The 22,926-nt window shown below is 48.2% G+C and carries 21 protein-coding genes and 1 pseudogene; 12 read left to right on the plus strand and 10 right to left on the minus strand.

Annotated features, from left to right (window positions below; translation table 11 throughout):
- Positions 1-339: 339 nt before the first annotated feature.
- Positions 340-2,199, plus strand: a complete 1,860-nt coding sequence (locus tag N7386_RS01330) for a sigma-54-dependent Fis family transcriptional regulator (protein WP_279766812.1) — start codon at positions 340-342, stop codon at positions 2,197-2,199.
- A 58-nt stretch (positions 2,200-2,257) separates the two neighbouring features.
- On the opposite strand, the gene N7386_RS01335 is transcribed toward N7386_RS01330, so the two are convergent.
- Positions 2,258-3,607: an ATP-binding protein gene (locus N7386_RS01335; RefSeq protein WP_140907478.1), complete on the minus strand. Its 1,350-nt coding sequence runs from the start codon at positions 3,605-3,607 to the stop codon at positions 2,258-2,260.
- A 14-nt stretch (positions 3,608-3,621) separates the two neighbouring features.
- On the minus strand, positions 3,622-4,308 hold the full coding sequence (locus N7386_RS01340; protein WP_086903926.1) for a response regulator: 687 nt from the start codon (positions 4,306-4,308) through the stop codon (positions 3,622-3,624).
- 305 nt (positions 4,309-4,613) lie between these two features.
- Here N7386_RS01340 and N7386_RS01345 point away from each other — a divergent pair, with 305 nt between their 5' ends.
- The 4 genes from N7386_RS01345 (at position 4,614) to N7386_RS01360 (ending at position 7,148) form a co-directional block, all read left to right on the plus strand.
- Positions 4,614-5,006, plus strand: coding sequence for a Spy/CpxP family protein refolding chaperone (locus N7386_RS01345; RefSeq protein WP_176370344.1), 393 nt, complete (start codon positions 4,614-4,616; stop codon positions 5,004-5,006).
- Between the two features lie 50 nt (positions 5,007-5,056).
- Entirely contained in the window at positions 5,057-5,956 is a 900-nt protein-coding gene (locus tag N7386_RS01350; RefSeq protein WP_011715494.1) for a cation diffusion facilitator family transporter, read from the plus strand.
- A gap of 37 nt (positions 5,957-5,993) precedes the next feature.
- Positions 5,994-6,404 (plus strand): hypothetical protein, encoded by a 411-nt coding sequence (locus N7386_RS01355; RefSeq protein WP_279766813.1) that lies wholly within the window; start codon positions 5,994-5,996, stop codon positions 6,402-6,404.
- A 186-nt stretch (positions 6,405-6,590) separates the two neighbouring features.
- Positions 6,591-7,148 carry a porin family protein gene (locus N7386_RS01360; RefSeq protein ID WP_279766814.1) on the plus strand — a complete coding sequence of 186 codons (558 nt, stop codon included), beginning with the start codon at positions 6,591-6,593 and terminating at the stop codon, positions 7,146-7,148.
- Between the two features lie 68 nt (positions 7,149-7,216).
- Here the strand turns inward: N7386_RS01360 and glnG are convergent, their stop codons facing one another.
- The 6 genes from glnG to N7386_RS01390 form a co-directional block, all read right to left on the minus strand.
- Positions 7,217-8,632 carry a nitrogen regulation protein NR(I) gene (gene glnG, locus N7386_RS01365; protein WP_088212550.1) on the minus strand — a complete coding sequence of 472 codons (1,416 nt, stop codon included), beginning with the start codon at positions 8,630-8,632 and terminating at the stop codon, positions 7,217-7,219.
- Positions 8,633-8,669: 37 nt separating this feature from the next.
- The gene (gene glnL, locus N7386_RS01370) at positions 8,670-9,716 is read right to left on the minus strand and encodes a nitrogen regulation protein NR(II) (protein ID WP_086903929.1); all 1,047 of its coding nucleotides are present in this window, start codon (positions 9,714-9,716) and stop codon (positions 8,670-8,672) included.
- 121 nt (positions 9,717-9,837) lie between these two features.
- Positions 9,838-10,371, minus strand: coding sequence for a DUF4124 domain-containing protein (locus N7386_RS01375; protein ID WP_279766815.1), 534 nt, complete (start codon positions 10,369-10,371; stop codon positions 9,838-9,840).
- A 274-nt stretch (positions 10,372-10,645) separates the two neighbouring features.
- Positions 10,646-11,803: an iron-containing alcohol dehydrogenase gene (locus N7386_RS01380; protein WP_279766816.1), complete on the minus strand. Its 1,158-nt coding sequence runs from the start codon at positions 11,801-11,803 to the stop codon at positions 10,646-10,648.
- 149 nt (positions 11,804-11,952) lie between these two features.
- Positions 11,953-12,549, minus strand: a complete 597-nt coding sequence (locus tag N7386_RS01385) for a TetR/AcrR family transcriptional regulator (RefSeq protein ID WP_011715501.1) — start codon at positions 12,547-12,549, stop codon at positions 11,953-11,955.
- A gap of 116 nt (positions 12,550-12,665) precedes the next feature.
- On the minus strand, positions 12,666-12,977 hold the full coding sequence (locus tag N7386_RS01390; protein WP_279766817.1) for a pyrimidine/purine nucleoside phosphorylase: 312 nt from the start codon (positions 12,975-12,977) through the stop codon (positions 12,666-12,668).
- 260 nt (positions 12,978-13,237) lie between these two features.
- Here N7386_RS01390 and N7386_RS01395 point away from each other — a divergent pair.
- Positions 13,238-14,404, plus strand: a pseudogene (locus tag N7386_RS01395) (methyl-accepting chemotaxis protein); the annotation flags it as partial.
- 147 nt (positions 14,405-14,551) lie between these two features.
- On the opposite strand, the gene ovoA reads toward N7386_RS01395, so the two are convergent.
- A complete protein-coding gene (ovoA, locus tag N7386_RS01400) occupies positions 14,552-16,651 on the minus strand; it encodes a 5-histidylcysteine sulfoxide synthase (RefSeq protein ID WP_279766819.1) in 2,100 nt (699 codons plus the stop codon).
- A 300-nt stretch (positions 16,652-16,951) separates the two neighbouring features.
- Between ovoA and N7386_RS01405 the strand changes: the two genes are divergently transcribed.
- Both N7386_RS01405 and N7386_RS01410 read left to right on the plus strand, forming a co-directional pair.
- On the plus strand, positions 16,952-17,935 hold the full coding sequence (locus N7386_RS01405) for a 2OG-Fe(II) oxygenase (RefSeq protein WP_279766820.1): 984 nt from the start codon (positions 16,952-16,954) through the stop codon (positions 17,933-17,935).
- 143 nt (positions 17,936-18,078) lie between these two features.
- Complete coding sequence (locus tag N7386_RS01410; RefSeq protein WP_041412499.1) at positions 18,079-18,474, plus strand: hypothetical protein; 396 nt, start codon at positions 18,079-18,081, stop codon at positions 18,472-18,474.
- Between the two features lie 8 nt (positions 18,475-18,482).
- Here N7386_RS01410 and N7386_RS01415 read toward each other — a convergent pair whose 3' ends face one another.
- A complete protein-coding gene (locus N7386_RS01415) occupies positions 18,483-18,680 on the minus strand; it encodes a hypothetical protein (protein ID WP_220054420.1) in 198 nt (65 codons plus the stop codon).
- A gap of 367 nt (positions 18,681-19,047) precedes the next feature.
- On the opposite strand from N7386_RS01415, the gene N7386_RS01420 reads away from it, so the two are divergent.
- From N7386_RS01420 to N7386_RS01435, 4 genes are all read left to right on the plus strand, one after another.
- Positions 19,048-19,887: a PfkB family carbohydrate kinase gene (locus N7386_RS01420; protein ID WP_279766821.1), complete on the plus strand. Its 840-nt coding sequence runs from the start codon at positions 19,048-19,050 to the stop codon at positions 19,885-19,887.
- A 303-nt stretch (positions 19,888-20,190) separates the two neighbouring features.
- Entirely contained in the window at positions 20,191-21,648 is a 1,458-nt protein-coding gene (locus N7386_RS01425) for a sensor domain-containing diguanylate cyclase (RefSeq protein ID WP_279766822.1), read from the plus strand.
- A 118-nt stretch (positions 21,649-21,766) separates the two neighbouring features.
- The gene (locus N7386_RS01430; protein ID WP_220057050.1) at positions 21,767-22,462 is read left to right on the plus strand and encodes an MOSC domain-containing protein; all 696 of its coding nucleotides are present in this window, start codon (positions 21,767-21,769) and stop codon (positions 22,460-22,462) included.
- A 36-nt stretch (positions 22,463-22,498) separates the two neighbouring features.
- A complete protein-coding gene (locus N7386_RS01435; protein WP_011621077.1) occupies positions 22,499-22,855 on the plus strand; it encodes a DUF4870 domain-containing protein in 357 nt (118 codons plus the stop codon).
- Positions 22,856-22,926: the final 71 nt, after the last annotated feature.

Raw genomic sequence — 22,926 nt, forward strand, 5'->3', positions numbered from 1 at the left:
CTAAATGTGCAGCGTCTCAGCAATGGGTCTTGTTGAAATGGGTTTAAGCACTGTTGTTATTTTTATCCTTTGCCAATCGAGTTGACTGACAAAGCTCTTGATTAAGTTGGTGTTCTCTTACGCAACACTTGAGCACTGCGTATAAATAGACATCGCAAGGACAGTGCCAAACTGGCAGGAGTTGTACACTTGTTGAGCTAACAGTATGATGAAAAGCTAATTTTGTAGATCCCAAACAATAGGGGCGCTCACGGAAGGAAAGGTGCCCTGTGGTCATTTTGTCATCCAACGACACATCATGGGTGTGCCGAAATGGAACAGCGCTCGGGGAGCTTGGCTATGACAGTAAAACCGCATTTTCCAACCACACAGGCATGGTTAACCGATTCATGGCAGCGCAGCTTAGGTGCTGGCTTGTCAGAGTTTCATGCCGGTGAGGCTCTCAGGCTCACGCGTTCGGAGCTCAAACATAAACATGAACAATATCAGCAGCTCATCGAATTAGTACAATCCCATGCCTTGCCGCTGTTTAATCAACTGATGGCGCACTCTAATAGTCGATTATTGCTCTCCGATGCCGATGGTTATGTGCTGAAACATTGGGGCGTGAGCCGCTATTCCAGCAAGCTGGCGGATGTGGCGCTCGATATTGGGGTCAACTGGCTCGAAAAGTATAAGGGCACCAATGCAATAGGCACAGCGCTCACGGCCAAGCAGGCGGTGTCAGTGGTCGGAGAGCAGCATTTTATCCGCCAAAACCGTTTTATGAGTTGCACCGCTTGCCCGATTTTTTCGCCCCAAGGCGAGATGCTCGGAGTGCTCGATATTACCAGTGAACAGCAACGGCATTCGCAGCAAACCTTGATGCTAGTATCGAGTCTGGCGCAGCAGGTCGAAACGGCGCTGCTGTGTCATCTGCCCGACAGTCATTATCGAATCGATTTCGCGGCGCAGCCGAGTCTATTAAATTCCGGTTGGCAAGGCATAGTTATCGCTAGCAGTGACGGGCGGATTGTCGGCTGTAATCCCATGGCGAAACAACTGTTGAGTCAGGCCAAACTGGGTGACAGTTTAGAGCAACACCTCGGCGACAATTGGGCGCGAGCGGGGGGCTTTCACCGCGATTCGGCGCTGCATGTGCAGACGCAAGCATTGGCACTTACGCAGACGAAAAGTACCAGAACCCTTCAAGATAAACCCTTGAACCAATTAGGCGTCAGGTTTCGCGACCCGTTACTTGAGCGTGCCTGGCAGCAGGCGAACAAGGTGATCACTAAGCAAATTCCTTTACTTGTGCTTGGCGAAACGGGTGTCGGCAAAGAGCAATTTGTGAAAAAGCTCCACGCCCAGAGTGCCCGTCGCGCACAGCCCTTGGTGGCGGTGAACTGCGCCGCCTTGCCCGCGGAATTGGTTGAGTCTGAGCTATTTGGTTATCAGGCGGGGGCTTTTACTGGCGCCAATCGAACTGGTTTTATCGGTAAGATCCGTCAGGCACACGGCGGCTTTTTGTTCCTCGATGAAATTGGCGAGATGCCACTGGCGGCGCAGAGCCGTTTACTCCGGGTGCTACAGGAGCGCGAGGTGGTCCCCGTCGGCAGTAATCAAAGTTTTAAGGTCGATATTCAGATCATCGCCGCGACCCATATGGACTTAGAATCGCTGGTGGCGCAGGGGCTGTTCCGTCAGGATTTGTTTTATCGCCTGAATGGATTGCAGGTGCGGCTGCCTGCGCTGCGTGAGCGGCAGGATATTGAACGCATCATCCATAAGTTGCACCGCCGTCACCGCAGCAGCGCGCAAACCTTGTGTACTGAGCTGTTGGCGCAACTGATGCGCTACGATTGGCCCGGCAACCTAAGGGAGCTGGATAACCTAATGCAGGTGGCCTGTTTGATGGCCGAAGGTGAGGCTGTACTCGAGATAAATCATCTCCCCGATTACCTTGCTCAAAAGTTAATGAACCTGGCGTGTGAGCCGTACACCTTAACTGAGGTTGTCGAAGCAGAAACAACGGCGCATTCGCACGAACTGTCCGAGTCTAGCTCCGCCACCATAGACTCGCTCCACGGAACCATAAATCTGAACGTGTTGCAGGCTTATCGTGCCTGTGAGGGCAATGTGAGCCAATGTGCTAAGCGTTTGGGGATTAGTCGTAATGCCTTGTATCGCAAATTAAAACAGCTAGGGATTAAGAATTAACGGTAGTTGACTGTTGATGATATAAGCCCCGCTAACTGTGTTAGCGGGGCTTATGTTTTTAGGTCGGTAAACTGATATTGACTTCAAGGCCGTGGGGCTGGCGATTCTCGGCTCTGATTTTACCTTTATGGGCGCTAATGGCCGCTTCGGTAATGGCGAGTCCTAGGCCCCAACCACCGCTTTCCCGCTGCCTTGCCGAATCGGGGCGATAGAAGGGTTTAAAAATCGCTTCAAGTTCAGCAGGATCTATCCCCGGGCCATCGTCTTTAATGGTGATCTGTACTTGGCCGCTGGCTTGGCTCGCGCGCAGGTGAATATCGCTCTGGGCATAACGAATCGCGTTGCGCAGCAGGTTTTCTATCGCCCGGGACAGGGATTTCGGATAATGGCTGAGTTCGATGGCTTCATCGATATCGATAGTGATCTTTTTGCCCTGTTGATCGGCTTCAAATTCGGCATCGTCCAATACTTGGCTTAGCGACTCGGCTAAGCCAAGGCGCACCTTGGTCTCATTGGTGCTGAGTTTGACCCGCGACAACTCCAAGAGCTCTGCGATCAATTTCTCTAGTTGCTCGGCCTCGTAGGCGATACGGTCGGTTTCCGTAGTCTGTTGGCCTTTCTTGCGGGCCAATGCCAGTGATAATTGTAGGCGGGTCAGTGGGGTGCGCAGTTCGTGGGAAATATCCCCCATCAAACGTTGCTGATTCTTCACCATGGCTTCGATCGAATCCGCCATGCTATTAAAGGCGGTGGCGAGCTGGCCGATTTCATCGTTACGTTGAGTGGTCGCCTTATCGACGCGATTGCTGAGATCACCTTCGGCGAGGGCATCGGCACTTTTCTTGAGCGAGTTTAATGGTTTACCTAAATGCCAAGCGAGTATGGCGCACAGTAATCCCGAGAGCACTATGGCTAGGCTTAGGGTGAGTAGCTTGTTTTCAATAAAGAAGAAGAACCAGGGACGAGGGTGAATATCCGGCAAGCGACCATAGAGATAGTAGGTTTCACCCTGAAGGGTAAATTGGTGTGGGCCGAAGACCAATTCATCTTTAAACTGATGACTAATCGGCTGTTTTTCCTCGTCGGTCATTAGCATAAAACTGCGTACGCCACGGCTGATTCTATTGGTGTTAATCACTTGGCCTTGGCTGTTGGCCAGATAGAGCCTAGGGGGTTTGCCCTCCATATCACCACGTCTTTCCCAGCGGCGCAGAAAATCAGATGTGACTAGCTCGGGATTGTCTTGAATACGCTGCGCTATGCTTGCCAGCACTTTTTGCAGATGCGGCGGAATTGGGGCGCGGTCGTGATTTTGTTGCAACAAAGGCAACAGCCCGACTAAGGCAATAATCAACGAACTACAGAGCCAAAATCCGAGCAGTAACTTGATAAATAAGCGATTAGGCACAGTTGTTCCCGTCGTTATGGTAGCCAGATATAGCCTTTGCCACGGATAGTTTTCACCCTAGGTCTGCCATCGCTACGCTCGGGGAGTTTTTTGCGTAGATTCGAGAGGTGCATATCTAGGCTGCGGTCGAAGGGCATGAGTTTTTTGCCGAGCACCATCTCGTTAAGCTCTTCTTTATTCATCAACTCGCCAGCATGGAGCGCTAAGGTGTGTAGCAGGGTAAACTCGGTTCCCGTGAGGATAATCAGTTGCTCATTGCAGTAGGCTTCTTGGCGTGAGGGATCTAAGCGCAAATCGCCAAATTCCTGCGCTGGGGTGGCGTGGATCTCTTGGGCGGTTAAGTGTGAGCGGCGAATGATGGCGCGAATCCGAGCGATAAGCTCCCTGTCATTAAAGGGTTTAGGTAAATAGTCATCGGCACCGATTTCAAGCCCTACCACACGGTCAATTTCATCACCTCTGGCGGTGAGCATCAGCACCGGTGTTTGCTTGTGTTGGCGAAGGGCGCGCAGCACTTCAAAGCCATTTAATTTAGGTAACATCACATCGAGTAAGATCAGATCGTAATCCCCCGCTAGGGCCAGTTCTAGGCCTTGCTTGCCATCATAGGCCAGCGTGAGTTTAAACCCTTCGAGCTCGAGTAATTGTCCGAGGAGTTCTGATAAACCAAGATCATCATCGATTAATAATATCCGACTCATAGTGTTCCTTAATCTGGGTGAACTGGTGTGAAAGACTCAAAGCGATGTGCTAAACCACAGACGGCTTGAGTATTTTGCCTGAGTATACCTCTTTTGATGTCAATTGCTGTGTAGCAATGTAAGCCAAAGTAAAGAATAGGGAATTTGTTAGTTCTTGTCGCAACTTTACACTGATTTACTCAGGTCACGCCCTCACTTACATATGACGCTTTAGACTGTAATCGTCGAAAGTGATTCGGCTTTTAAAAGGGTCGTCACTGTATCTTGTCTTTACAACATAACGTTGAACTATTGAGGTTAACATGATGAAAACATTATCTCCTTTTAAAGCAGGCCTATTTGCCATCCTAGCAAGCTCCGCGGTATTCGCGACGACAGTTAATGCCGAGCCAGGCCAAGGTTGTGACCATCCTCGTGGCGAGTTTCATAAACGTGGCGATCGCATGGAGCATGATGGCATGCATAGAATGTTCGAAGGATTAGACTTAACTGATGCACAAAAAGCAGACATTAAAAAGCTGTTTGCTGAGCAACGCGCCGCACGTAGCGACGACAAGCCGTGCAAGGAGGAGCGTTCAGCGCATCGTGCTGAAATGCAGGCGATGCAGAATCAAATCTACAATCTGCTGACACCGGAGCAGCAAGCTAAGTTTAAAGCGCGATTTGAAGCACAAGCTGGTAAAGAACCTCGCGGTTAAGCTTGTAAGCTGATATACAATAGGGTCATAGCTTCCCGATATAGACCCTTATGACTCAGACTTCCCAATACGATTTTTGGGTCAAACTGGCTAGTCGCGCTTCCGTGGCTACCGCTTTGACCCTTATTCTTATCAAGCTGTTAGCTTGGTTATATTCTGGCTCGGCCAGTATGCTGGCATCCTTAACGGACTCCTTCGCCGACGCACTCGCCTCAATCATCAACTTTATCGCCATTCGTTATGCCATCGTCCCCGCCGACCATGACCACAGATACGGCCACGGTAAAGCGGAGCCATTAGCGTCGTTGGCGCAATCGGCCTTTATTATGGGCTCGGCATTCCTGCTGCTGTTTTATGGTGGAGAGCGGTTACTGAATCCCGCCCCGGTTGAGCACGCAACTTTAGGTGTGGTGGTCTCAGTTGTCGCGATTGTGTTGACATTAGCATTAGTGATGTTGCAAAAGCGGGCGCTGGCGGCGACCAATAGTACGGTAGTCGAAGCCGATTCGTTGCACTATAAGTCGGATTTATTCCTCAATGGCGCAGTATTGCTCGCACTCGTTTTGTCCCAATATGGTTGGTGGTGGGCCGATGGGCTCTTTGCCGTGCTTATCGCTTGCTATATCGGCCAACAGGCATTTGACCTAGGTTACCGCTCTATTCAAGCACTGCTTGACCGGGAGTTGGATGAGGACACTCGTCAACGGATTAAACAAATCGCTAAGGAAGACTCCCGAGTCCAAGGACTACATGATTTGCGCACGCGCCAAGCAGGTAAGACTATCTTCATTCAATTCCATTTAGAGTTGGATGGTAACCTGAGCTTGAATGAAGCCCATAGTATTGCCGATACCACGGGACTGAGGGTGAAGGCCGCCTTTGAAGATGCCGAGGTGATTATTCACCAAGATCCCGTGCAGGTGGAGCCTAGTGCTGCGGCTTCATCATAATAGTGTTAACCGTTATTAAACAGCCAAAGGAATGGTTATGTCATGGACGCAGCAACAGGTTCACCCCTTAGCCGAACAGACTCGGCTGATTTGCCGTTATCATAGATTATCGACCCGCTTCGAGTTGATCGCCGAACATGGCCCCGTCGCGAGCGCGGGGCCAGATTCAAAACTCCCTGAACCGCATTTAGTCAATCCTCCTATGGGCGTTTGGAGCGAGCTTATCCTGCGCCAACCTTTATACTATTGGCCGCGAACGATTCCATTTAATATTGCACAGCGGGACTACCGACTGCATATTTGGCCCTTGTTGATGTGGCGCAGCCGTGTGACCTGCGAGCAGTCGGGGAAGGTGGTTATTATTGAATGTCTCGATGAACGAAAACGCCGTTCGATAATTCGTTGGTGTTATTTCGGCATAATGAATTTATTACGTATAATCAGTTAATACTTAGTATTTAATATTGAGTATGTTATTTAATACTTAAGTATATAAATTTTGTTATTGTTTAATTTAAAGCTGAATACTTCCTGTATAAAACGTATTTATTTTTTACAAAATGTCACTCTTATTATTTGTTTGTTGTAATATCCGCCGCGTTTACTACTCAAGTTAACTCATTAGGAAAATATAATGAAAAAACTATCTTTAGTTGCGGTATCTTTATTATCTGCATTAGTGGCCGGCCAAGCTTCAGCGGCAGCCGATACTACAGGTTTTTATGTGGGTGGCGCACTAAACCGCGTAGCTGTGGATGTTGTTGATGATTCAGATACTGGCACAGGTTTCGGTGTTTACGGTGGTTACAACTTCAACGAGTGGTTTGGTTTAGAAGCCAATTTATTTGCGACGGCCGATTTGGGCGACAGAGATACGGATGTCACCGCGGGCGCATTAACCTTCACGCCTAAGTTTACTTTGCAAATCAATGATATGTTCTCAGCTTATGCAAAAGTTGGTGTTGCATCTATGGCTATGAATTTTGACGGTTTTGGTTTCGATGAAGATTTCACTGGTTTTGGTTGGACATATGGCGTAGGTATTAACGCTGCTGTGACAGAGCATTTAAATGTTCGCTTGAGTTACGATGTTACTAGCGGTGATTTAGACGCTGACCACAATTATTTAAATGTGAAAGATATCGATACCGATATTAAACAACTGGCGATTGGTGTGCATTACCAGTTCTAATTATTTAGATTTAATCTAAATAATAAAAAAGGGATATCACTATCCCTTTTTTGCTTTTAAATGGATGGTTAATCCATAGACAATTCTTTCAGTTTTCGCGTTAAAGTATTTCTGCCCCAGCCTAAACGTTTTGCCGCTTCTTGTTTATGCCCTTGTGTATGTCTCAATGCGGTTTCGAGCAAAATACGTTCAAAGGCCGGCTGAACCTCAGTTAATAAATCACTATTTCCCTCAGACAGTTTTTGGTCAATCCACTCTGTGAGTGCCGATTGCCAATCTTGGCTGCCTTTTGCCATAGGATTAATGCTGGCGGGCTCTTTAAGTAGCTCTGGGGGTAAATCCTGGGGCAGGATTTCTTGCCCTGAGGCCATAACCGTGAGCCAGCGACAGGTATTCTCGAGTTGTCTGACGTTCCCTGGCCAAGGCAGTTGCGACAGCTTGGCGGCGGTCTCTTTGGTGAGGATTTTTGCCTCGACACCAATCTCCTTCGCGGCGGAGGCTAAAAAGTGGGTCGCCAGTTGGGGAATATCCTCACGGCGTTGTGACAGCGGCGGCAAGTGGACGCGGATAACATTGAGCCGATGGAATAGGTCTTCCCTAAATCCCCCTTTGAGTACGAGTTGCTCCAGATCTTGGTGAGTAGCGGCAATAATGCGCACATCCACTTGGACGGCGCTATGGCCGCCGACGCGATAAAATTGCCCATCGGCGAGCACCCGCAGCAGGCGGGTTTGCACGTCCAGCGGCATATCGCCTATTTCATCTAAAAACAGGGTGCCGCCATTGGCTTGCTCGAAGCGTCCTTGTCGCACGTTTGCCGCGCCAGTGAAGGCGCCTTTTTCATGGCCGAAGAGTTCTGATTCGATTAAGTCTTTGGGAATTGCCGCCATATTCAAGGCAATAAAGGGCTTATCCTTGCGTGGACTGTGTTTGTGCAATGCGCCTGCAACCAGCTCTTTACCCGTACCCGATTGGCCGTTGATCAGCACGCTGATTGAGGAGCGTGATAATCGGCCGATGGCGCGAAATACCTCCTGCATGGCGGGCGCTTCGCCTATGATTTCGGGCGTTTTGACTTGCGTCTCCTGCGCCGCAGGTGCAGGGCTTTGCTCGGTCGCATGGGTTAGGGCGCGCTCGACTAAGGAAATCGCCTCATCAATATCGAAGGGCTTGGGTAAATACTCAAATGCACCCGCCTGATAGGCGCTGACGGCACTGTCTAAATCCGAATGCGCAGTCATGATGATGACGGGAATATGCGGGTAGTGGATTTGCAGCCTTTCTAATAGGGTTAAGCCATCGGTGCCCGGCATACGAATATCTGAGACTATGACCCGTGGCTGGGAAATCTCTAATGCTTGCCAGAGTGATTCGGCCGCGGCAAAGCTGGCTGTGCTGAGTTTCGCGCCTTGTAGCGCCTTTTCGAGCACCCAGCGTATCGAACTGTCATCGTCGAGGATCCACACTTGTTCACTCATTCGCATTTTGCTTCCTCATACGGTATGTGTTGGTTTGTCTTGATTATTTGGCGCTTAAAATCGGTAACGAAATGATAAATTCGGTATGCCCAGGGCTGGATACACAATCGATTCTGCCCGAGTGTAATCTGGCAATGTTATGGGCAATCGATAGGCCTAATCCCGAACCTTGCTCACGACTGGTGACCATGGGATAAAATAGCGTGTCCATCAGCTCTGGTGGTATACCTGGGCCATTGTCGATAATGGACAGGGTCAGCACGAGCTTGTGGCGCTGCGAACCGATAGTGACCTGATGTTGCGTGCGGGTGCGGATCAGGATTTCGCCCCCTGTATGCTCAAGGGCCTGCACCGCATTCTGCAAAATATTCAACACTGCTTGTTGCATTTGGTCGGGATCCATCTCGATATCGGGAATCGAGGGATCGTAGTCGCGCTTTAGCTGAATATTGGCGGGCAGAGCCATTTCCACCAGTTTATAAACCTTCTGCACCACTTGATGAATGTTGTGCAGGCTATGTTGGGTCGGTCGCTGCGGGCCGAGCAATCTGTCCACTAGGCTGCGCAGGCGGTCGGCCTGCTCAATGATCAGATTGGTAAATTCCTTTTGTGCCGGATCCTCTAATTCCCGTGAGAGCAACTGTGCCGCGCCACGCAGGCCACCCAGGGGATTTTTGATCTCGTGGGCCAAATTTCGCACCAGAAATTGCGCCGCCTGTTGCTGGGCATCCTGGCTGAGTTGCTGGTGGATCCGGCGTTGCTGGTCCACCTGTCTCAGTTCAAGCAGGCTCAATTGTGCTTCGTCTTCGAGCGGGATCAGCGTTAGGTCGACGGTATGGTGCTGGGCATCTAAGGTCACTAAGGTCGCCGTGTTAACCGTGAGGCCTTGGCCAGCTTTCACCGCATCACTCAGTAATTGGGCATCAACGCCAAGGACTTGATAATGCTCCGGAAGGGCTTGCTCGACTAACCTATGGCTACCTACACCTAACAGTTGCTCTGCTGCTGCGTTGGCATAACAAGGCTTAAGATCCTTATCGATGACAAGTACCGCGGTGACTAAATGATTAAGCAGAGTCTCTTTATCCATCTACCGTTCCTGAAAATGGGGTTGCACCATTATGTTGCACCGATTTGGTGCAGGCTGCAACACGACTTCATCAAAGGGCTAGATTGAGCAAAAACGACCTAATCAATTGTTATTAAATGGTTTAATTAGATTTTGGTTGTTTTTTCGGGACTGGATTCATCGCCGCTTGATGAAGAAATATCTTTCGTGGAGAGCTAGATGCAAAGACTTTGCCGTTTTGAGTCATGGCATCGACAACAATGGTATGTTCACCTCGGTCGATGTTCTTAAGTTGGAAGATGCCACCCACTTGAGGCTGACCGACCGTTTGACCGTCGAGTTTGAGTGCCATCAGATACTGGCTTTTGATCTCTGGGGTGACAGTGGCAGTGACTTGAAAGTCTCCGCTATTGTCTCTCACGGTTTCCTCTTCCGTAGGGGAAGTGATGACGACTTGATACTGGATTTGTTGGATCACTTGCGAGTCATCCGCATCATTTTTTACGGGGGGGAGTGCAATTTGATTGAGGGTTTTCTCTTTTAACTCAACAACCTCGGCATTGGGATGTGGCTCATCTGAGTAATGGACTTTTCCATCCTTATCGACCCATTTGTACACTGTTGCCTGGGCGAACAGGCTGAGCAGCAATAAGCTGATGAGGGTGAATGCACGCATGCGAAAGTCCTTTTGCCTTGGAGATGAAGTTCTACAAGATTAGTCGTTTTTTCATCAAAAATCATGGTGTTTATTCAGCTCGCTTAAGGTTGAGCGTGGGAATAAACGCGGGTTTGTTTTTATGCCTTTAAATCTGCGGCGAGTGTGGTTCTGAGAGCAAATATCTTGGACGGAGAAGGTGAGAGCGGCTTTGATGTTGAGGCGCAGGCGAGTTTGCCTCTTTTGGGGGAGTGTCAACGCACCACTATGGTGCATTGACGGCGGTGACGAAAGCTTAGAGCGCTAGGGTTAAAATATCGCGGCTCATGGCGGGATCGATATTGCCATGTTCGCCTAGGGCAACCATGCCATGCTGCTCAAGCTGATTGACGACAGCATCGACGGCTTCTTTACCTAAATCGTAGGCAGATAAATGGGTTGCAATACCCATAGCTTCGAAGAAGGCTTGGGTTTTCGCAATGGCGGCCTCAATACGTTCGTCTTCAGAGCCAGTGTTGATATGCCACACTCTGTCTGCAAACTGCAGCAGCTTTTCACGCTTAGCGGCTTTAGTGCAGCGCAATAATGCTGGCAATACAATGGCTAAGGTGCGGGCATGATCAATATCATACAAGGCGGTGAGTTCATGGCCGATCATATGTGTTGCCCAGTCGTGGGGTACACCTGTCGCAATCGTGCCATTGAGTGCCATGGTCGCGACCCACATCAAGTTGGCGCGAATATCGTAATCCTCGGGCTGTGTGAGTGCCTGTGGCCCTAGTTCAATCAAAATTTGCAGCAAGCCTTCGGCGAATCTGTCCTGCACCGCCGCATTGACCGGATAGGTGAGGTACTGCTCCGTGATATGCACAAAGGCATCGACCACGCCGTTCGCCACTTGTCTTTCTGGTAGGGTGAAGGTCTTAGTAGGGTCGAGGATTGAGAATTGCGGATAAACCAAGTCGTTACGGAATGGCAGTTTAGCTTTCAACGATTTACGGGTCACCACGCTGGCGTTGTTCATCTCTGAACCCGTCGCAGGCAGGGTTAATACCGAGCCAAATGGCATGGCCTGAGCCACGTTCGCGCCCCAGCTGGTGAGAATATCCCAAGGCTCGCCTTCAAATACCGCTGCCGCAGCAACAAACTTGGTACCATCGATCACAGAACCACCACCGACTGCGAGTAAAAAGTCGATATTTAATTCACGAACTTGCTCGACAGCCTGCATCAGGGTTTCGTAGGTTGGGTTAGGTTCGATTCCCTCAAACTCGACCACGAAACGGTTTCCAAGCGCTTGTTTTACTTCGGCTAAGGTGCCAGTTCGTCTGGCGCTGCTGCCGCCAAATAACACCATGACTCTGGCATCGCGAGGCACTAAGGTGTCGATTTCAGCTATGGTGTTTTTACCAAAGTGGATTCGGGTTGGGTTGTAGTAGGCGAAATTGAACATACTGCTATGTGTCCTATGGTTGGAAAATGATTTTAGTAGACCAGTCGTCTAGATTGGTTGGCTACTAAATGATAAATCAAGCCGAAGAGGCGATATTTTATTGTTCATTAACGGGTTGCTGATTCATTGGTGTGCCAGTGTTGCTGGCATTAACCCATGGTTTTGGTCTTTAAAATAGATTCGGTCACTGCAAGGGCGCGCGCTAAAGCGGCATGGCTGTGGCCGAGTTTATTCATCAAACTGGCGCCGAGCCACATGTGGTACAGCAGCTCTGCCGTTGCCTGGGCATCCTGTTCACAGATGGATTTATCGGCAATCCCCGCCTGAATGCACTGGGTTAGGCGCTCGATGATGCCAGCCGAGCCTTTTAAAAGCACAAGGCGCATGGCCTCAGAGAGATCGGCTACCTCTGCACTTAACTTAACGACTAGGCATTTTTGATCGACACAACCGTCCTGCTGCACGTGCAACCATTTTTGCCAGTACTGCATTTGGCGCTCAAAGCCTGAGAGTTGAGTCTCGTTGAGCAGGCTATCGAGTTCTGCTTGGTATTGCTCAAAATACCCTGCTAACAAGGCCTCACCGAATTGCTCTTTGGATTTAAAGTAGTGATAAAACGAGCCTTTAGGTACTTGGGCAGCCTTGAGTAATTGGGCTAAGCCTAGGCACGAAAAGCCTTGTTTGAGTATCAGTGAGTATCCAACGTCGAGAATATGCTGACGTGTCGATTGGGTTTCTGTTTTCATGGCGAAGGAGCATAAAGCATATTAGACCAGTCGTCTAGTGGTCGAGTTTTCATCAATAGTAGAGAGCAACTGATTGAGGAATGCCTAAGCTGGTTAAGCATTCCTCGATAAGGGTATTACAGGTAACTGCAGCAATACTCGGCTATTGCATTGTTACGGATTTTGAAACTGACGTTGGCTGCAAGTTCGAATTGGCTGCCTTCGCTAAAGGTTTGCCAAGTTGGGCTATTGGGCAGTAATACCTCGAAACTGCCACTGGTGACCTGCATGATTTCACCCTGAGAGGTGGAAAACTCATATTCTCCAGGGAGGACCACGCCTAAGGTCTTTTTGCTGCCATCGCTGAAGAATACGCTGCGGCTGGCAACTTTACCCTCAAAGTAAATATTGGCTTTTTTCGCGACTGAGACTTGCTCGATTAACTCCATTTTACGCTCCCAAAGTGTGTGATTTGAATTTGTATTCAATTCAATGTGATTTTTATGCTGTCGTCAATGTGAAAATTTTCATCGTTAATTTCATAAACCAGTTATCGGCTCTGCTTCATCGAGCAGTACACGTTTTGGGATGGTTTGCATAAAAGCGTCTGAGTAAGGTTAATGTCTACTCTATTAGGGGATTGCGTACTGAATAAAAAAATGGCCTCACTTGGTCGAGGTTTCAATCTTCACCTATAGTTTTAACGGTAGTTCTTTCTGCCTACTCGCCTGTCGTTGAAATGGGGCTCAAGTGGGGCTTAATGGCCGAGATTGATGTGAGTGAAATCGCCGCGCCTGCCTACCATATGATGTATATCGGACTCGTGGTGTGCGGGCTATCGATAGTGCTGGCGATTGCGGCGGCAAAACTCGTGACCAGCTTTGTACTTAAACCTCTGGGCGGTGAGCCCGAGGATATGTGCCATTTGACTAGCCTTATCGCTTCTGGGGACTTAACCCATAGTCTCTCCCACGCCCATGCCGATAATCATTTAATGAGCTGGCTGGCGAGGATGCAGACCAAATTAAAGGAAATTATTAGCCAATTGGTGGGGATGGGCTATGAGTTGGAATCCGCCGCAGAGCAAAACTCGGCGGCAATGAGCCAAGCCGACAGCAGTATTCAGATGCAGGCCAGAGAAACCGATATGTTAGCCACGGCCGTGGAGGAAATGAGTTATGCCGCCGCAGAGATCAGCACCAATACCATGAAATCCTCCGATGAGGTTTCTTCCTGTACTCAATCGAGTGGCATTCTCTCGCAGAATCTGGCGAGTACCCGCCAAAGTTTACAGGTGACGCTAGCAAGCTTTGCCGCCATTCATCAGCAGGTGGGTAATCTTGAAGCAGATAGCCAAAAGATAGGCAGTGTTCTGGATGTGATTAATGCGATTGCCGAGCAAACCAATCTATTAGCCCTCAATGCGGCGATTGAGGCTGCCCAAGCCGGCGAGCATGGCCGTGGCTTTGCCGTAGTCGCTGATGAAGTGCGGCAACTCGCCGTGAAGGTACAAGAGGCGACGCAGGATATTGGAAAGGTATTACAAGGCATTCAGCAGCAATCGGCTGTGTTGGCGCAGCATAGTGTGACTTGTTCATCTGAGGCATCTAAAACCGCAGAGGATGCCGAAGGCATGCAAGCGGCGGTGGATGATATTGCCAATCGGCTAGAAACACTCAAAGCCTTAATGATCCAAACGGCAACGGCTGCGGAGGAACAGACCACAGTGTCGGCGACGATTGCTCAGGGGATTGCAGGGCTCAGTGCGGCGGCAGAGGAAAATAGCGCGGCCATCAGCCAAGTGGCCGTCAGTACCCGCAGCCTGTTAGGGCTAGCGAATCAACTTGGTTTAACAACGGCTCAGTTTAAGGTCTAGGACGCTGTGCTAGGCATGAGTAAGCAGTGCCGAGCATTCGCCGTTCTTGCAACTGGATGACTGTTATTGCTGCGCCGTTTGTTATACATCCGCCAGAAAGGATTATCTGGCGGATTTTTCTTTAGGGCGACTATTAATCTTGCAAAACTAACGCTTACGCCAGATCGTCATCTCTGAAATCGAATGCTGGAATTTACGCTTGGTTTCGCGAATAACGAAGGGGATTTCTTTCACTGCGACCAGTTCAAATTGGCCTATCAAGGTTTCGGTTAACCCATCTAAAGTCGTGAAGTTTTCTCCTTTGACTTTAATTCCCCCAAGCCATTTATCCTTTGGCGTGTAGTCTTCGAGCCAAGTATAAGGTGAGGCGATAACCAGATATCCCCCTTGATTGATGCGTTGCCCAATATTGGTGAGGAAGTGTTGCGGGTCGTTCAATCTGTCGATTAGATTTGAGGCGTAGACCAAATCGTATCCTGTGTAGATTGGCTTGAGATTGCAGGCATCCCCTTGGATAAAATTGACTTTTTTAGCTTCGCCAAGGTAACCCAGCTTAGCAAGGCTGGCGCTCTTGAATTCCTGTAAGTCTCCCTCGGTGCGAATGGTGTAGCGTTTTTCGCCTTGTTCGGTCAGGGCGTAAGCCTGCTGGATAAAGCGTGCCGAAAAGTCGATGCCATCCACATGGTCGAACACTTTGGCTAACTCAAAACTGGCGCGTCCGACAGAGCAACCAATATCTAAGGCCTTGGTGGTGTGCTCGAGTTGGATCTCGTTGAGTGCTTGTTGTACCCCATTAACGCAAAAATTCGGTACACCAAAGTACTCGGCGCCATAGTGGAATTCTAAATACTGGGAAATCAGTTCATCGGTTTCGTACACATTAACCTCGGCCATCTGTTCTGGATTTTGCAACGACTCGACGTAACGGAATCCGGCATGTTGATAAAAGTGACGCCTAAAGGCATAGCGTGAGGCTGCAATGGCTTCATTGCCCGTTGAAATCCACGAACCGCCCTTAATCAGATTGTGCTTACCATCGAAGGTAGGCGTCGAAAAATCATCGTAGAGCGGATGTACGGCAAAACCATTAAAACCGTCGATAGCGGTTTCGGTCCATTGCCAGACATTGCCGACAATGTCATAAAAATCATTGTGTTTAAAGCGGTTTACCGGACAGGAAGAGGCGTAATAAGCAAGCGAGGTATTGCCAGGGACTTCATGCCAATCGGGGGCATCGCTCGGTACATTTTCCCGCAAGATATACCATTCTGCTTCGGTGAGCAGGCGAATATTGCTCTGACTTTGGCGCGCTTTCCAATTACAAAAGGCCTTAGCTTCGAGTTGATTCACTTCGACGGGCCAATTGAGCGGCAAAGGGATTTCGCTGGTAAGGTTACGTTGCCACCATTTATCATCGCGGCGGCGCCAAAAGCGTGGCATTTGAGCTTGGGTATACGCCAGCCAAGCTTGGCCTTCCTCATTCCAATAGTCTTGAGTTTGATAGCCTTCCGCTTCGACAAAGGCTAGGTATTCTTGATTGCTCACTAAGTACTTTGAGGCTTTAAAGTCGGCGACTTTAAAACTCTTATTACCGTATTCGTTATCCCACCCATAGGTGTTGTCTTGCTCTTTTTTGCCTAAGGTGATTTTTTTACCCGCCACGGCAAGTAGTTGATTTGGCTCGGCGCTGCCAACATCCTGACACTCTGGCCACTGGGCATTGGCACGCACGTCCTCTAATGGAAGCTGGCGAATAATGGCGGAAGAGGTCTCTAGGTGAATGCGCTCGTGTTCTATGCCCATTAAGATGACCCAAGCGGGGCTGTCTTGGCTGATCGGCAGAGTGATTGGCATGGTATCAATCAGTTGATTGACGACCTGTTTGACTTGCTCCCGATACGTTTTTACCTCTGCGACACTTGGCCATTGATAGTGGGTTTCGTCGAGGTCATCCCAAGACATTTCGTCCACACCGATGGCAAACATAGATTCAAAGTGATCATTCACTCGTTCATCGAGATACTTACCCAGCTTGAGTTTATTGATATAGAAAGTGGCGGTATGGCCAAAGTAAAAAATCAGCGGATGGCGCAGCGGTTCGGCTTTGACGTAATAAGCCTGGTCGTGCCTTATCAGTTCGAAGAGGGATTCATAGAGTGCCCAGGTTTGATTGAAGTATTGTTTAAGCTCTTGACGTTTCAGCGCCTCATTCTCACCCGTAAGTTTGAGTGTTTGCAAAACTGGCATATTCGATTTCTCCATAGGGCAAGCTGGCGCCATAGTGGTGGCTATGGGTTGTCAGGCTCAATACGTGGCGCGGGTTTATTGGATCACTCTATCAAAAAAATGTGGCAGTTATTGAGCTGTTTTTTTCAAGCTAACAGAAAGGAGGGGGTAGGTGAAACTGCTCACGTGTTTTTATGCTCAATACGGATAGCTTATATGCGGCCATTAAAGAATGAGTTGTAAATAAAATGTTTCATTGCAAGTGTGGTTCAGTTTTAATGGATATAGTATTTGTAGTGTAGGAAAGAGGACGTTCGTTTTATGCAGCAGCTATTCATTCAATTATTAGAAGAACGTTATTTCAACCGACTTCCTGCAAAGGTCGTTATGAAATTTGCAACAGAATCAGCTGATTTTGTTCGTTTTTGGCTAGTTCATTGTGTGCGGAGTTCTGCTTCAGAAAGAGAGTTAGCCTTAGCGTTGTTTTTTAGTGCCGAGTGGCAGTTAGAAGAGCTTTCTCGCTTAAAAGCGTTCTGGAATGATTATGTTGTGATTGAAAGTCTTCAACAACATGAACGTTTGAAAGCGCGTTTTTGTGAGTTGAACCCTTGGTTAACAACAATTTCCCCTTATCATGCCGACGCTATTTGTGTCTTCTCTGCTTTATTGGCTTTTGAGCAAAGTCCTATATCAGTTGGACAGCAGCTACAATCGGCTAAGTTGTTTTACTCCCAATTACCTTCGAACCTATTAGAAGAAGTTAAGGAATCCTCATTACCTTATTTACAACCCATTACAGTCTATGGACATCAAGGTAAGGGGAGTATTGAAGCTGGGATCCGTAACAATATGCATTATCCGACACCCATACCTAATGGAAGCGTTGCACTGGCTTGTGCTGAAAGAGTGACAGCAAAATTTTCAGGGATAAAGATTGCCTATGCAGAGCCAATGGTGGTGTTACGGTACGAGCCGGGTCAGTTTTATCAATGGCATTATGATGCAATACATGCGCACACTTCCGAGATTCAAGCTGAATTGGAACGTTTTGGGCAAAGGTGCCGAACAGGTATTTTATACCTTAATGATGATTTTCAAGGGGGAGAAACCGAGTTCAAAGTGCCTTATATTCAAGTAAAGCCTCAGGCTGCTGCTATTTTAGTTTTTGATAATACAGATAAGTCAGGCAAACCAATACCTTCCTCTTTGCATCGCGGTTGCGAAGTAACATCTGGTCATAAATGGGTTTGCACGCAATGGTTTAGGGATAAACCATTTTGGTTAAGAGCGGGGTTGCTAACCTAACTTTAGGTATTTACTGAAATTGATTGCCGTTTTAAAGATGTCTGCAGAAGGTTAAAATTATTTTATCCCTGACCAGTATTTTATCTGCCAAGGTTAAGGCAGAATGTTCTCGTCCGTAAAATTATTATGCAGGATATAACGGGATGGCAATGAACGCATTATGGATACCCGCTTGGTATGAGCTTGATCCGTCGATCGTTGTGGGCGTGACTGAAGAGTTTGTATTTCATAAACCCGCTACCAATGAGGCACTGAGATTTTACAGCGGCGCGAAAGAAACTGACGCAGTGAAAGCGACAGGCGCAATTTCAAGCATTCATCACAAAGTATTGGGGGATATTGAAAGTGTTGATGCTCAAGGGCTTGATTATACGGTTGTGTTAAAGGATGGTCGTCGCTTGCTAGTCAATGCGGAGGAAGATCCTGGCCTTATTTACGAATGGGTGGATGACAGCTGGCAACCTTCGGAGATGGTGATTCAAGATTGGCGGTTGGATGTAAAGTTTACCTCGCTTTCACCCTTTAAGACGGTCGATTAACGTCAATCCTATTTTTCGGAGCAGTTAGGCTCATAATGTTGAACCGACTGCTCCTCAAACAACACTTGTAGTAACTGATATTCGTGTTGAATCTTCGCGACATAAGCATCATGAAATTCCAACTCGTTAAATTCCTCCAAGCATTCGCGATAGCGGCGGAGTTGTTCTTCACCATCAATGTCCCTATGTAGCCATTCCATTAGCATACAAATTCCTTCAGTTTTTCATCCTTGAAGCACCAGTTTAACCTTTTGCTAATCTAAGAAAAGGTTGAATCTTGATGACATTTTTATGACTTAGCCTCTGAAATAGACACTTTAATGAATATTTTTATTATTTTTCATGTGTTTACTTTTGATTTGCTTGAGCTTCTTAGTGTTTCAGTATTCCTTTACTGAATTTGATTATAGTCAAAGTCTTACAGCCAAAGCCTGTTTAAGCTGTCATGCGCTGGTACGGCTTATTGGCTGATGAGATTGTGCCACCCTGCGTTTTGGTCTAGATTGAGGGCTCTTTTAACCGAGTCTTCGCCGAGAGTTAGCGCGGTCTGTTCTTTCATTATGGAGTCCTGTCATGGCAAATATTTTGCTGGTGGCCAATCTTAACTGTGACCGAGTGTTGATCCTTGATAAGCCGCTGAAAACAGGCGGTCGCTTTCATTATCAAGATGGCGGACAAAGGTTAGGAGGTGGTGGCGCCAATACTGGGCTTGGACTGGTATGGGCGGGCCATAGGGTTGCCCTGGTGAGCCAAGTCGGGCGGGATGAAATGGGCGACTGGGTCATCGCTGAAGCGAGTACTCAAGGGCTGGATTGTCGTTTAGTGCAGCGCCGCGCAGGAAATACCTGTGAAATGTTGCTGGTGATGACGCCCGATGGTGAGCGCACCATCATTCGTCCGCAGCGGCCTATTTTTGAGTTATCGGTGCCGCCTAAATGGCAACACTGGGATGCGCTGTATTTCAATACCTCGGCTGAGGGCACGGTTAGTTGGGCGAAAACCGCACTGGATCACTGCCTTGTGATCGCGCAGCTAGCGAAGGATGACAGACCGCGTCCTTGCCACGTGTTGCTGGCTTCCGTGAGTGATATGCAAGGCCGCTGTGATGTCGCCTCTTGGGATTATGGCGTAAGCATTGGCGGTGAATCATTACGCTATTTTGTCGTCACCGACGGTGTGCGCGGCGCTAAGGTGTACACCCGAGATGAGGTGCAGCATGTCCCGGCTGTGCCTGCTGAGGTTGTCGATACCACAGGGGCGGGTGATGCCTATGCCGCAGGGCTTATCCATGGATTATGCGCGGGAAAAACCATTACCCAAGCCATGGCCGAAGGGGCAACTTGGGCGGCATTTGCCGTGGCCACCGACAGTTCTATCCCTGGCGATGCATTGAAGCAGTATTTAGAAGCATAAGTTGGGAGATAAATAGCAGGGAATAAAAGGGAGTCATCTTTCTGTCATCTGGGCTTGATAGAGTGTGCTCAGTGACGATAGCTCTTGTCCCTTAACGTTTTCTTGTGCTTTTCTCCCATTTTGTTGGTTCGCATGTTTGCCCCGTTTCCCCAACGGGGCATTTTTTTAGCTCGAATAATGTTATTCCGTTACCGAACGTTCATATTGTGGAAATATTGTGCGGTCGGCAAGGGATTACGTTAACATTCAGGCAACGCATCTCGTTGAAATAAAATAATAAGCCTGCCGTTGTTGGAGTTGGAAATGGGCAATCACGTTTGGAATGATAAAAAGAAGTTTATTTGGCTACTGTCAGTGCTGTTGCTAGTGGCCTTTTTAGTCACCAGTGGCATTAGTTATAAAGTGGCCCACGACTCCTTGAGTCAGCAGATTGAGAGCAATACTTTACCCCTAACCAGCGATAATATTTATTCAGAAATTCAACAGGATCTGCTGCGTCCCATCTTTATTTCCTCGCTGATGGCGCAGGATACCTTTGTGCGTGACTGGATGTTGAATCACGAGCAAGCCCCCGAAAAACTGGTCCGTTACCTCAAAGAAATTCAAGAAAAATACGATACAGTCACCAGCTTTTTTGTCTCGGAGCAGAGTCGCAACTATTACCATTCGACGGGCATATTGAAGAAAATCCAAGATATCGACCCAAACGATGCCTGGTATTTTCGTGTACGTTCTTTACCTGAGTCTGAGCATTACGAAATCAATATCGATTCAGATACCGCGGATCGCACTAAGACAACCGTATTTGTGAACTATAAGGTTTTTGATTTTGAAGGTAAGTTTATTGGTGTTACTGGCGTTGGCCTTGCGGTTGAGAAAGTCAAGGCATTGATTGAACTCTATCAGAAGCGCTACAACCGTCGGGTGTTCTTCACCGATAGACAAGGTCGTGTCACGCTCCATGGCGATGAATATGATGGTGCCGATTCGCTGCAAACCAGCGTAGGGCTTGAGCAACTCGCTACACGGATTTTAACCAGCCCAAGTGAGGCCTTTAGCTACCAACGCAACGGTAAAACCGCTTATTTGAACAGCCGCTTAGTGCCTGAATTTAAATGGTATCTTATCGTAGAGCAGGAGGATGCGCCGCAGGAGCAAGAGCTGCTCAATACCTTTTGGGGTAACTTAGCCTTAAGTTTACTGGTGACGATTGGGATTTTACTGATTTCAAACATGACCTTAGGTCGTTATCAGCGCAAACTTGAGGTCATGGCCTCAACCGATAAGCTCACAGGCGCCGCTAATCGCCAAGTGTTTGAAGAGTATTTCCATCAGGCATTAGAGAAGGCCAAGTTATCCCAAGCACCGATTTCCATTCTGCTCGTCGATATCGACCACTTTAAAAAAGTAAACGATAGCTATGGTCATAGCATTGGTGACTTAGTACTAAAAACTGTGGCTAACCTACTAAGAAGTCAACTAAAAAACCAGGATGTGCTGTGTCGTTGGGGCGGTGAGGAATTCTTGATATTAGTGCCAGAGCAGGATTTAAGTCAGGCTGCTGAACTGGCAGAACAATTTCGCGATTTAATCTCCCAACGGGAGCTTAAAGTGAATGGCGTGCACATTGCTATTACTGTGAGTATTGGGGTTGCCGAATACCAAAAACTCGAGCCTGCGGAAGATTTGATTAAGCGAGCGGATCTCGCCCTGTATCAGGCGAAAGAAGCGGGGCGCAATCAAGTGGTTCTCAATCAGTAGTATGCTGCTATGATGGCCGAATCTGCCAAGGGGATTGTTTGGGCTCACTGCCGCGTTTGAGTGGTTGAGCAGTTCGGGCAGAGGTAGGTGACGGATAGCGATGATGTAGGAGTAACAAATGTCGACCTTGTTGGTAAATAGATTATCGGGTTTGTATTTAGGGGCGGTTCTGCAAGAGATCGACGGTGTTTCTACTGGTATCGACGGTAAAAAATCGGCGCAGCAGTTACGAGTGAATGTCGACCGTGTCGAAGGCGATGCGCAAGCCGATCCTAAGCACCATGGAGGCCTCGACCGAGTGCTGCATCATTTCCCCCGTGAGCATTATGGTCAGTACCGTCGCTGGGATTTAATCACCCAACTCGAAGATGCGCCGAGCATGGGTGAAAACATCAGCACTGTTGGTTTGAATGAAACCGAGGTCAATATCGGCGATATCCTGCAAATCGGTGCCGTCACAGTGCAGGTGACTCAGCCGCGCTCACCTTGCTTTAAATTGAACCTGCAATTTGGACATAGAGACTTTGCCCTTGCCATGCAGCAGAGTCAGCTATGCGGTTGGTTTTACAGAGTATTAACCCCTGGTGTGATTCATCTAAACGACAGGATAGAATTAGTCGAGCGTAAAACCGATATCAGTGTCGCCGAGGCCATGGCGCTGTACTTCTCACCCGAATACGATGCCAAAGCCTATGATAGACTCGCCTCCTGTGAAGGGTTGGCACAAAGCTGGGTGAATAGCCTGCAGCGTCGCTTAGCGACACAACAAGTCGAAGATTGGCAGATGCGCTTGTATGGGCCAAAAGGTAAATAAACTTTATTTTTCAAACGATAATACAGGGAAAGTGTAATGATAGAGTCAGTAACTAAGAGTGAAAGAGATTTTGGCTTACTAGTGTATGCCTCTAGTTTAATCGGTTATTTAGTGCCATTAGGCTCGATTCTCGGACCACTGATTATGTGGTTGATGAAGCGTGAAGAGTCGGCTTTTGTCGACCAATGCGGCCGTAGTTGCTTGAACTTTAAATTAAGCCTGTTGATCTATGTGATTATCAGCGGGCTGTTAGCCTTTGTGGGCATTGGGTTTATCTTTTTGATTATCCTCGGTATTCTCGACTTAGTTTGCACTATCCTTGGGATCATTAAGGCGAGTGAAGGGCAAGTGTATCGTTATCCGCTGACGATTAAGTTCCTTTCAGATAACTAATTGCCTTTTGCGCTGAGTAATAAAAAACGCCTTAGGGAGAACTCGCTAAGGCGTTTTTGTTTGGTTTTAAC

The organism is Shewanella sp. GD04112 (assembly GCF_029835735.1).
In the GTDB taxonomy this organism is placed as follows: domain Bacteria; phylum Pseudomonadota; class Gammaproteobacteria; order Enterobacterales; family Shewanellaceae; genus Shewanella.

Bases quoted from the DNA above. Each gene is read 5' to 3' on its own strand.
- N7386_RS01330 (WP_279766812.1), top strand. From the start codon at position 340: ATGACAGTAAAACCGCATTTTCCAACCACACAGGCATGGTTAACCGAT.
- N7386_RS01340 (WP_086903926.1), bottom strand. From the start codon at position 4,308: ATGAGTCGGATATTATTAATCGATGATGATCTTGGTTTATCAGAACTC.
- N7386_RS01345 (WP_176370344.1), top strand. From the start codon at position 4,614: ATGAAAACATTATCTCCTTTTAAAGCAGGCCTATTTGCCATCCTAGCA.
- N7386_RS01350 (WP_011715494.1), top strand. From the start codon at position 5,057: ATGACTCAGACTTCCCAATACGATTTTTGGGTCAAACTGGCTAGTCGC.
- N7386_RS01355 (WP_279766813.1), top strand. From the start codon at position 5,994: ATGTCATGGACGCAGCAACAGGTTCACCCCTTAGCCGAACAGACTCGG.
- N7386_RS01360 (WP_279766814.1), top strand. From the start codon at position 6,591: ATGAAAAAACTATCTTTAGTTGCGGTATCTTTATTATCTGCATTAGTG.
- glnG (WP_088212550.1), bottom strand. From the start codon at position 8,632: ATGCGAATGAGTGAACAAGTGTGGATCCTCGACGATGACAGTTCGATA.
- glnL (WP_086903929.1), bottom strand. From the start codon at position 9,716: ATGGATAAAGAGACTCTGCTTAATCATTTAGTCACCGCGGTACTTGTC.
- N7386_RS01375 (WP_279766815.1), bottom strand. From the start codon at position 10,371: ATGCGTGCATTCACCCTCATCAGCTTATTGCTGCTCAGCCTGTTCGCC.
- N7386_RS01380 (WP_279766816.1), bottom strand. From the start codon at position 11,803: ATGTTCAATTTCGCCTACTACAACCCAACCCGAATCCACTTTGGTAAA.
- N7386_RS01385 (WP_011715501.1), bottom strand. From the start codon at position 12,549: ATGAAAACAGAAACCCAATCGACACGTCAGCATATTCTCGACGTTGGA.
- N7386_RS01390 (WP_279766817.1), bottom strand. From the start codon at position 12,977: ATGGAGTTAATCGAGCAAGTCTCAGTCGCGAAAAAAGCCAATATTTAC.
- ovoA (WP_279766819.1), bottom strand. From the start codon at position 16,651: ATGCCAGTTTTGCAAACACTCAAACTTACGGGTGAGAATGAGGCGCTG.
- N7386_RS01405 (WP_279766820.1), top strand. From the start codon at position 16,952: ATGCAGCAGCTATTCATTCAATTATTAGAAGAACGTTATTTCAACCGA.
- N7386_RS01410 (WP_041412499.1), top strand. From the start codon at position 18,079: ATGGCAATGAACGCATTATGGATACCCGCTTGGTATGAGCTTGATCCG.
- N7386_RS01415 (WP_220054420.1), bottom strand. From the start codon at position 18,680: ATGCTAATGGAATGGCTACATAGGGACATTGATGGTGAAGAACAACTC.
- N7386_RS01420 (WP_279766821.1), top strand. From the start codon at position 19,048: ATGGCAAATATTTTGCTGGTGGCCAATCTTAACTGTGACCGAGTGTTG.
- N7386_RS01425 (WP_279766822.1), top strand. From the start codon at position 20,191: ATGGGCAATCACGTTTGGAATGATAAAAAGAAGTTTATTTGGCTACTG.
- N7386_RS01430 (WP_220057050.1), top strand. From the start codon at position 21,767: ATGTCGACCTTGTTGGTAAATAGATTATCGGGTTTGTATTTAGGGGCG.
- N7386_RS01435 (WP_011621077.1), top strand. From the start codon at position 22,499: ATGATAGAGTCAGTAACTAAGAGTGAAAGAGATTTTGGCTTACTAGTG.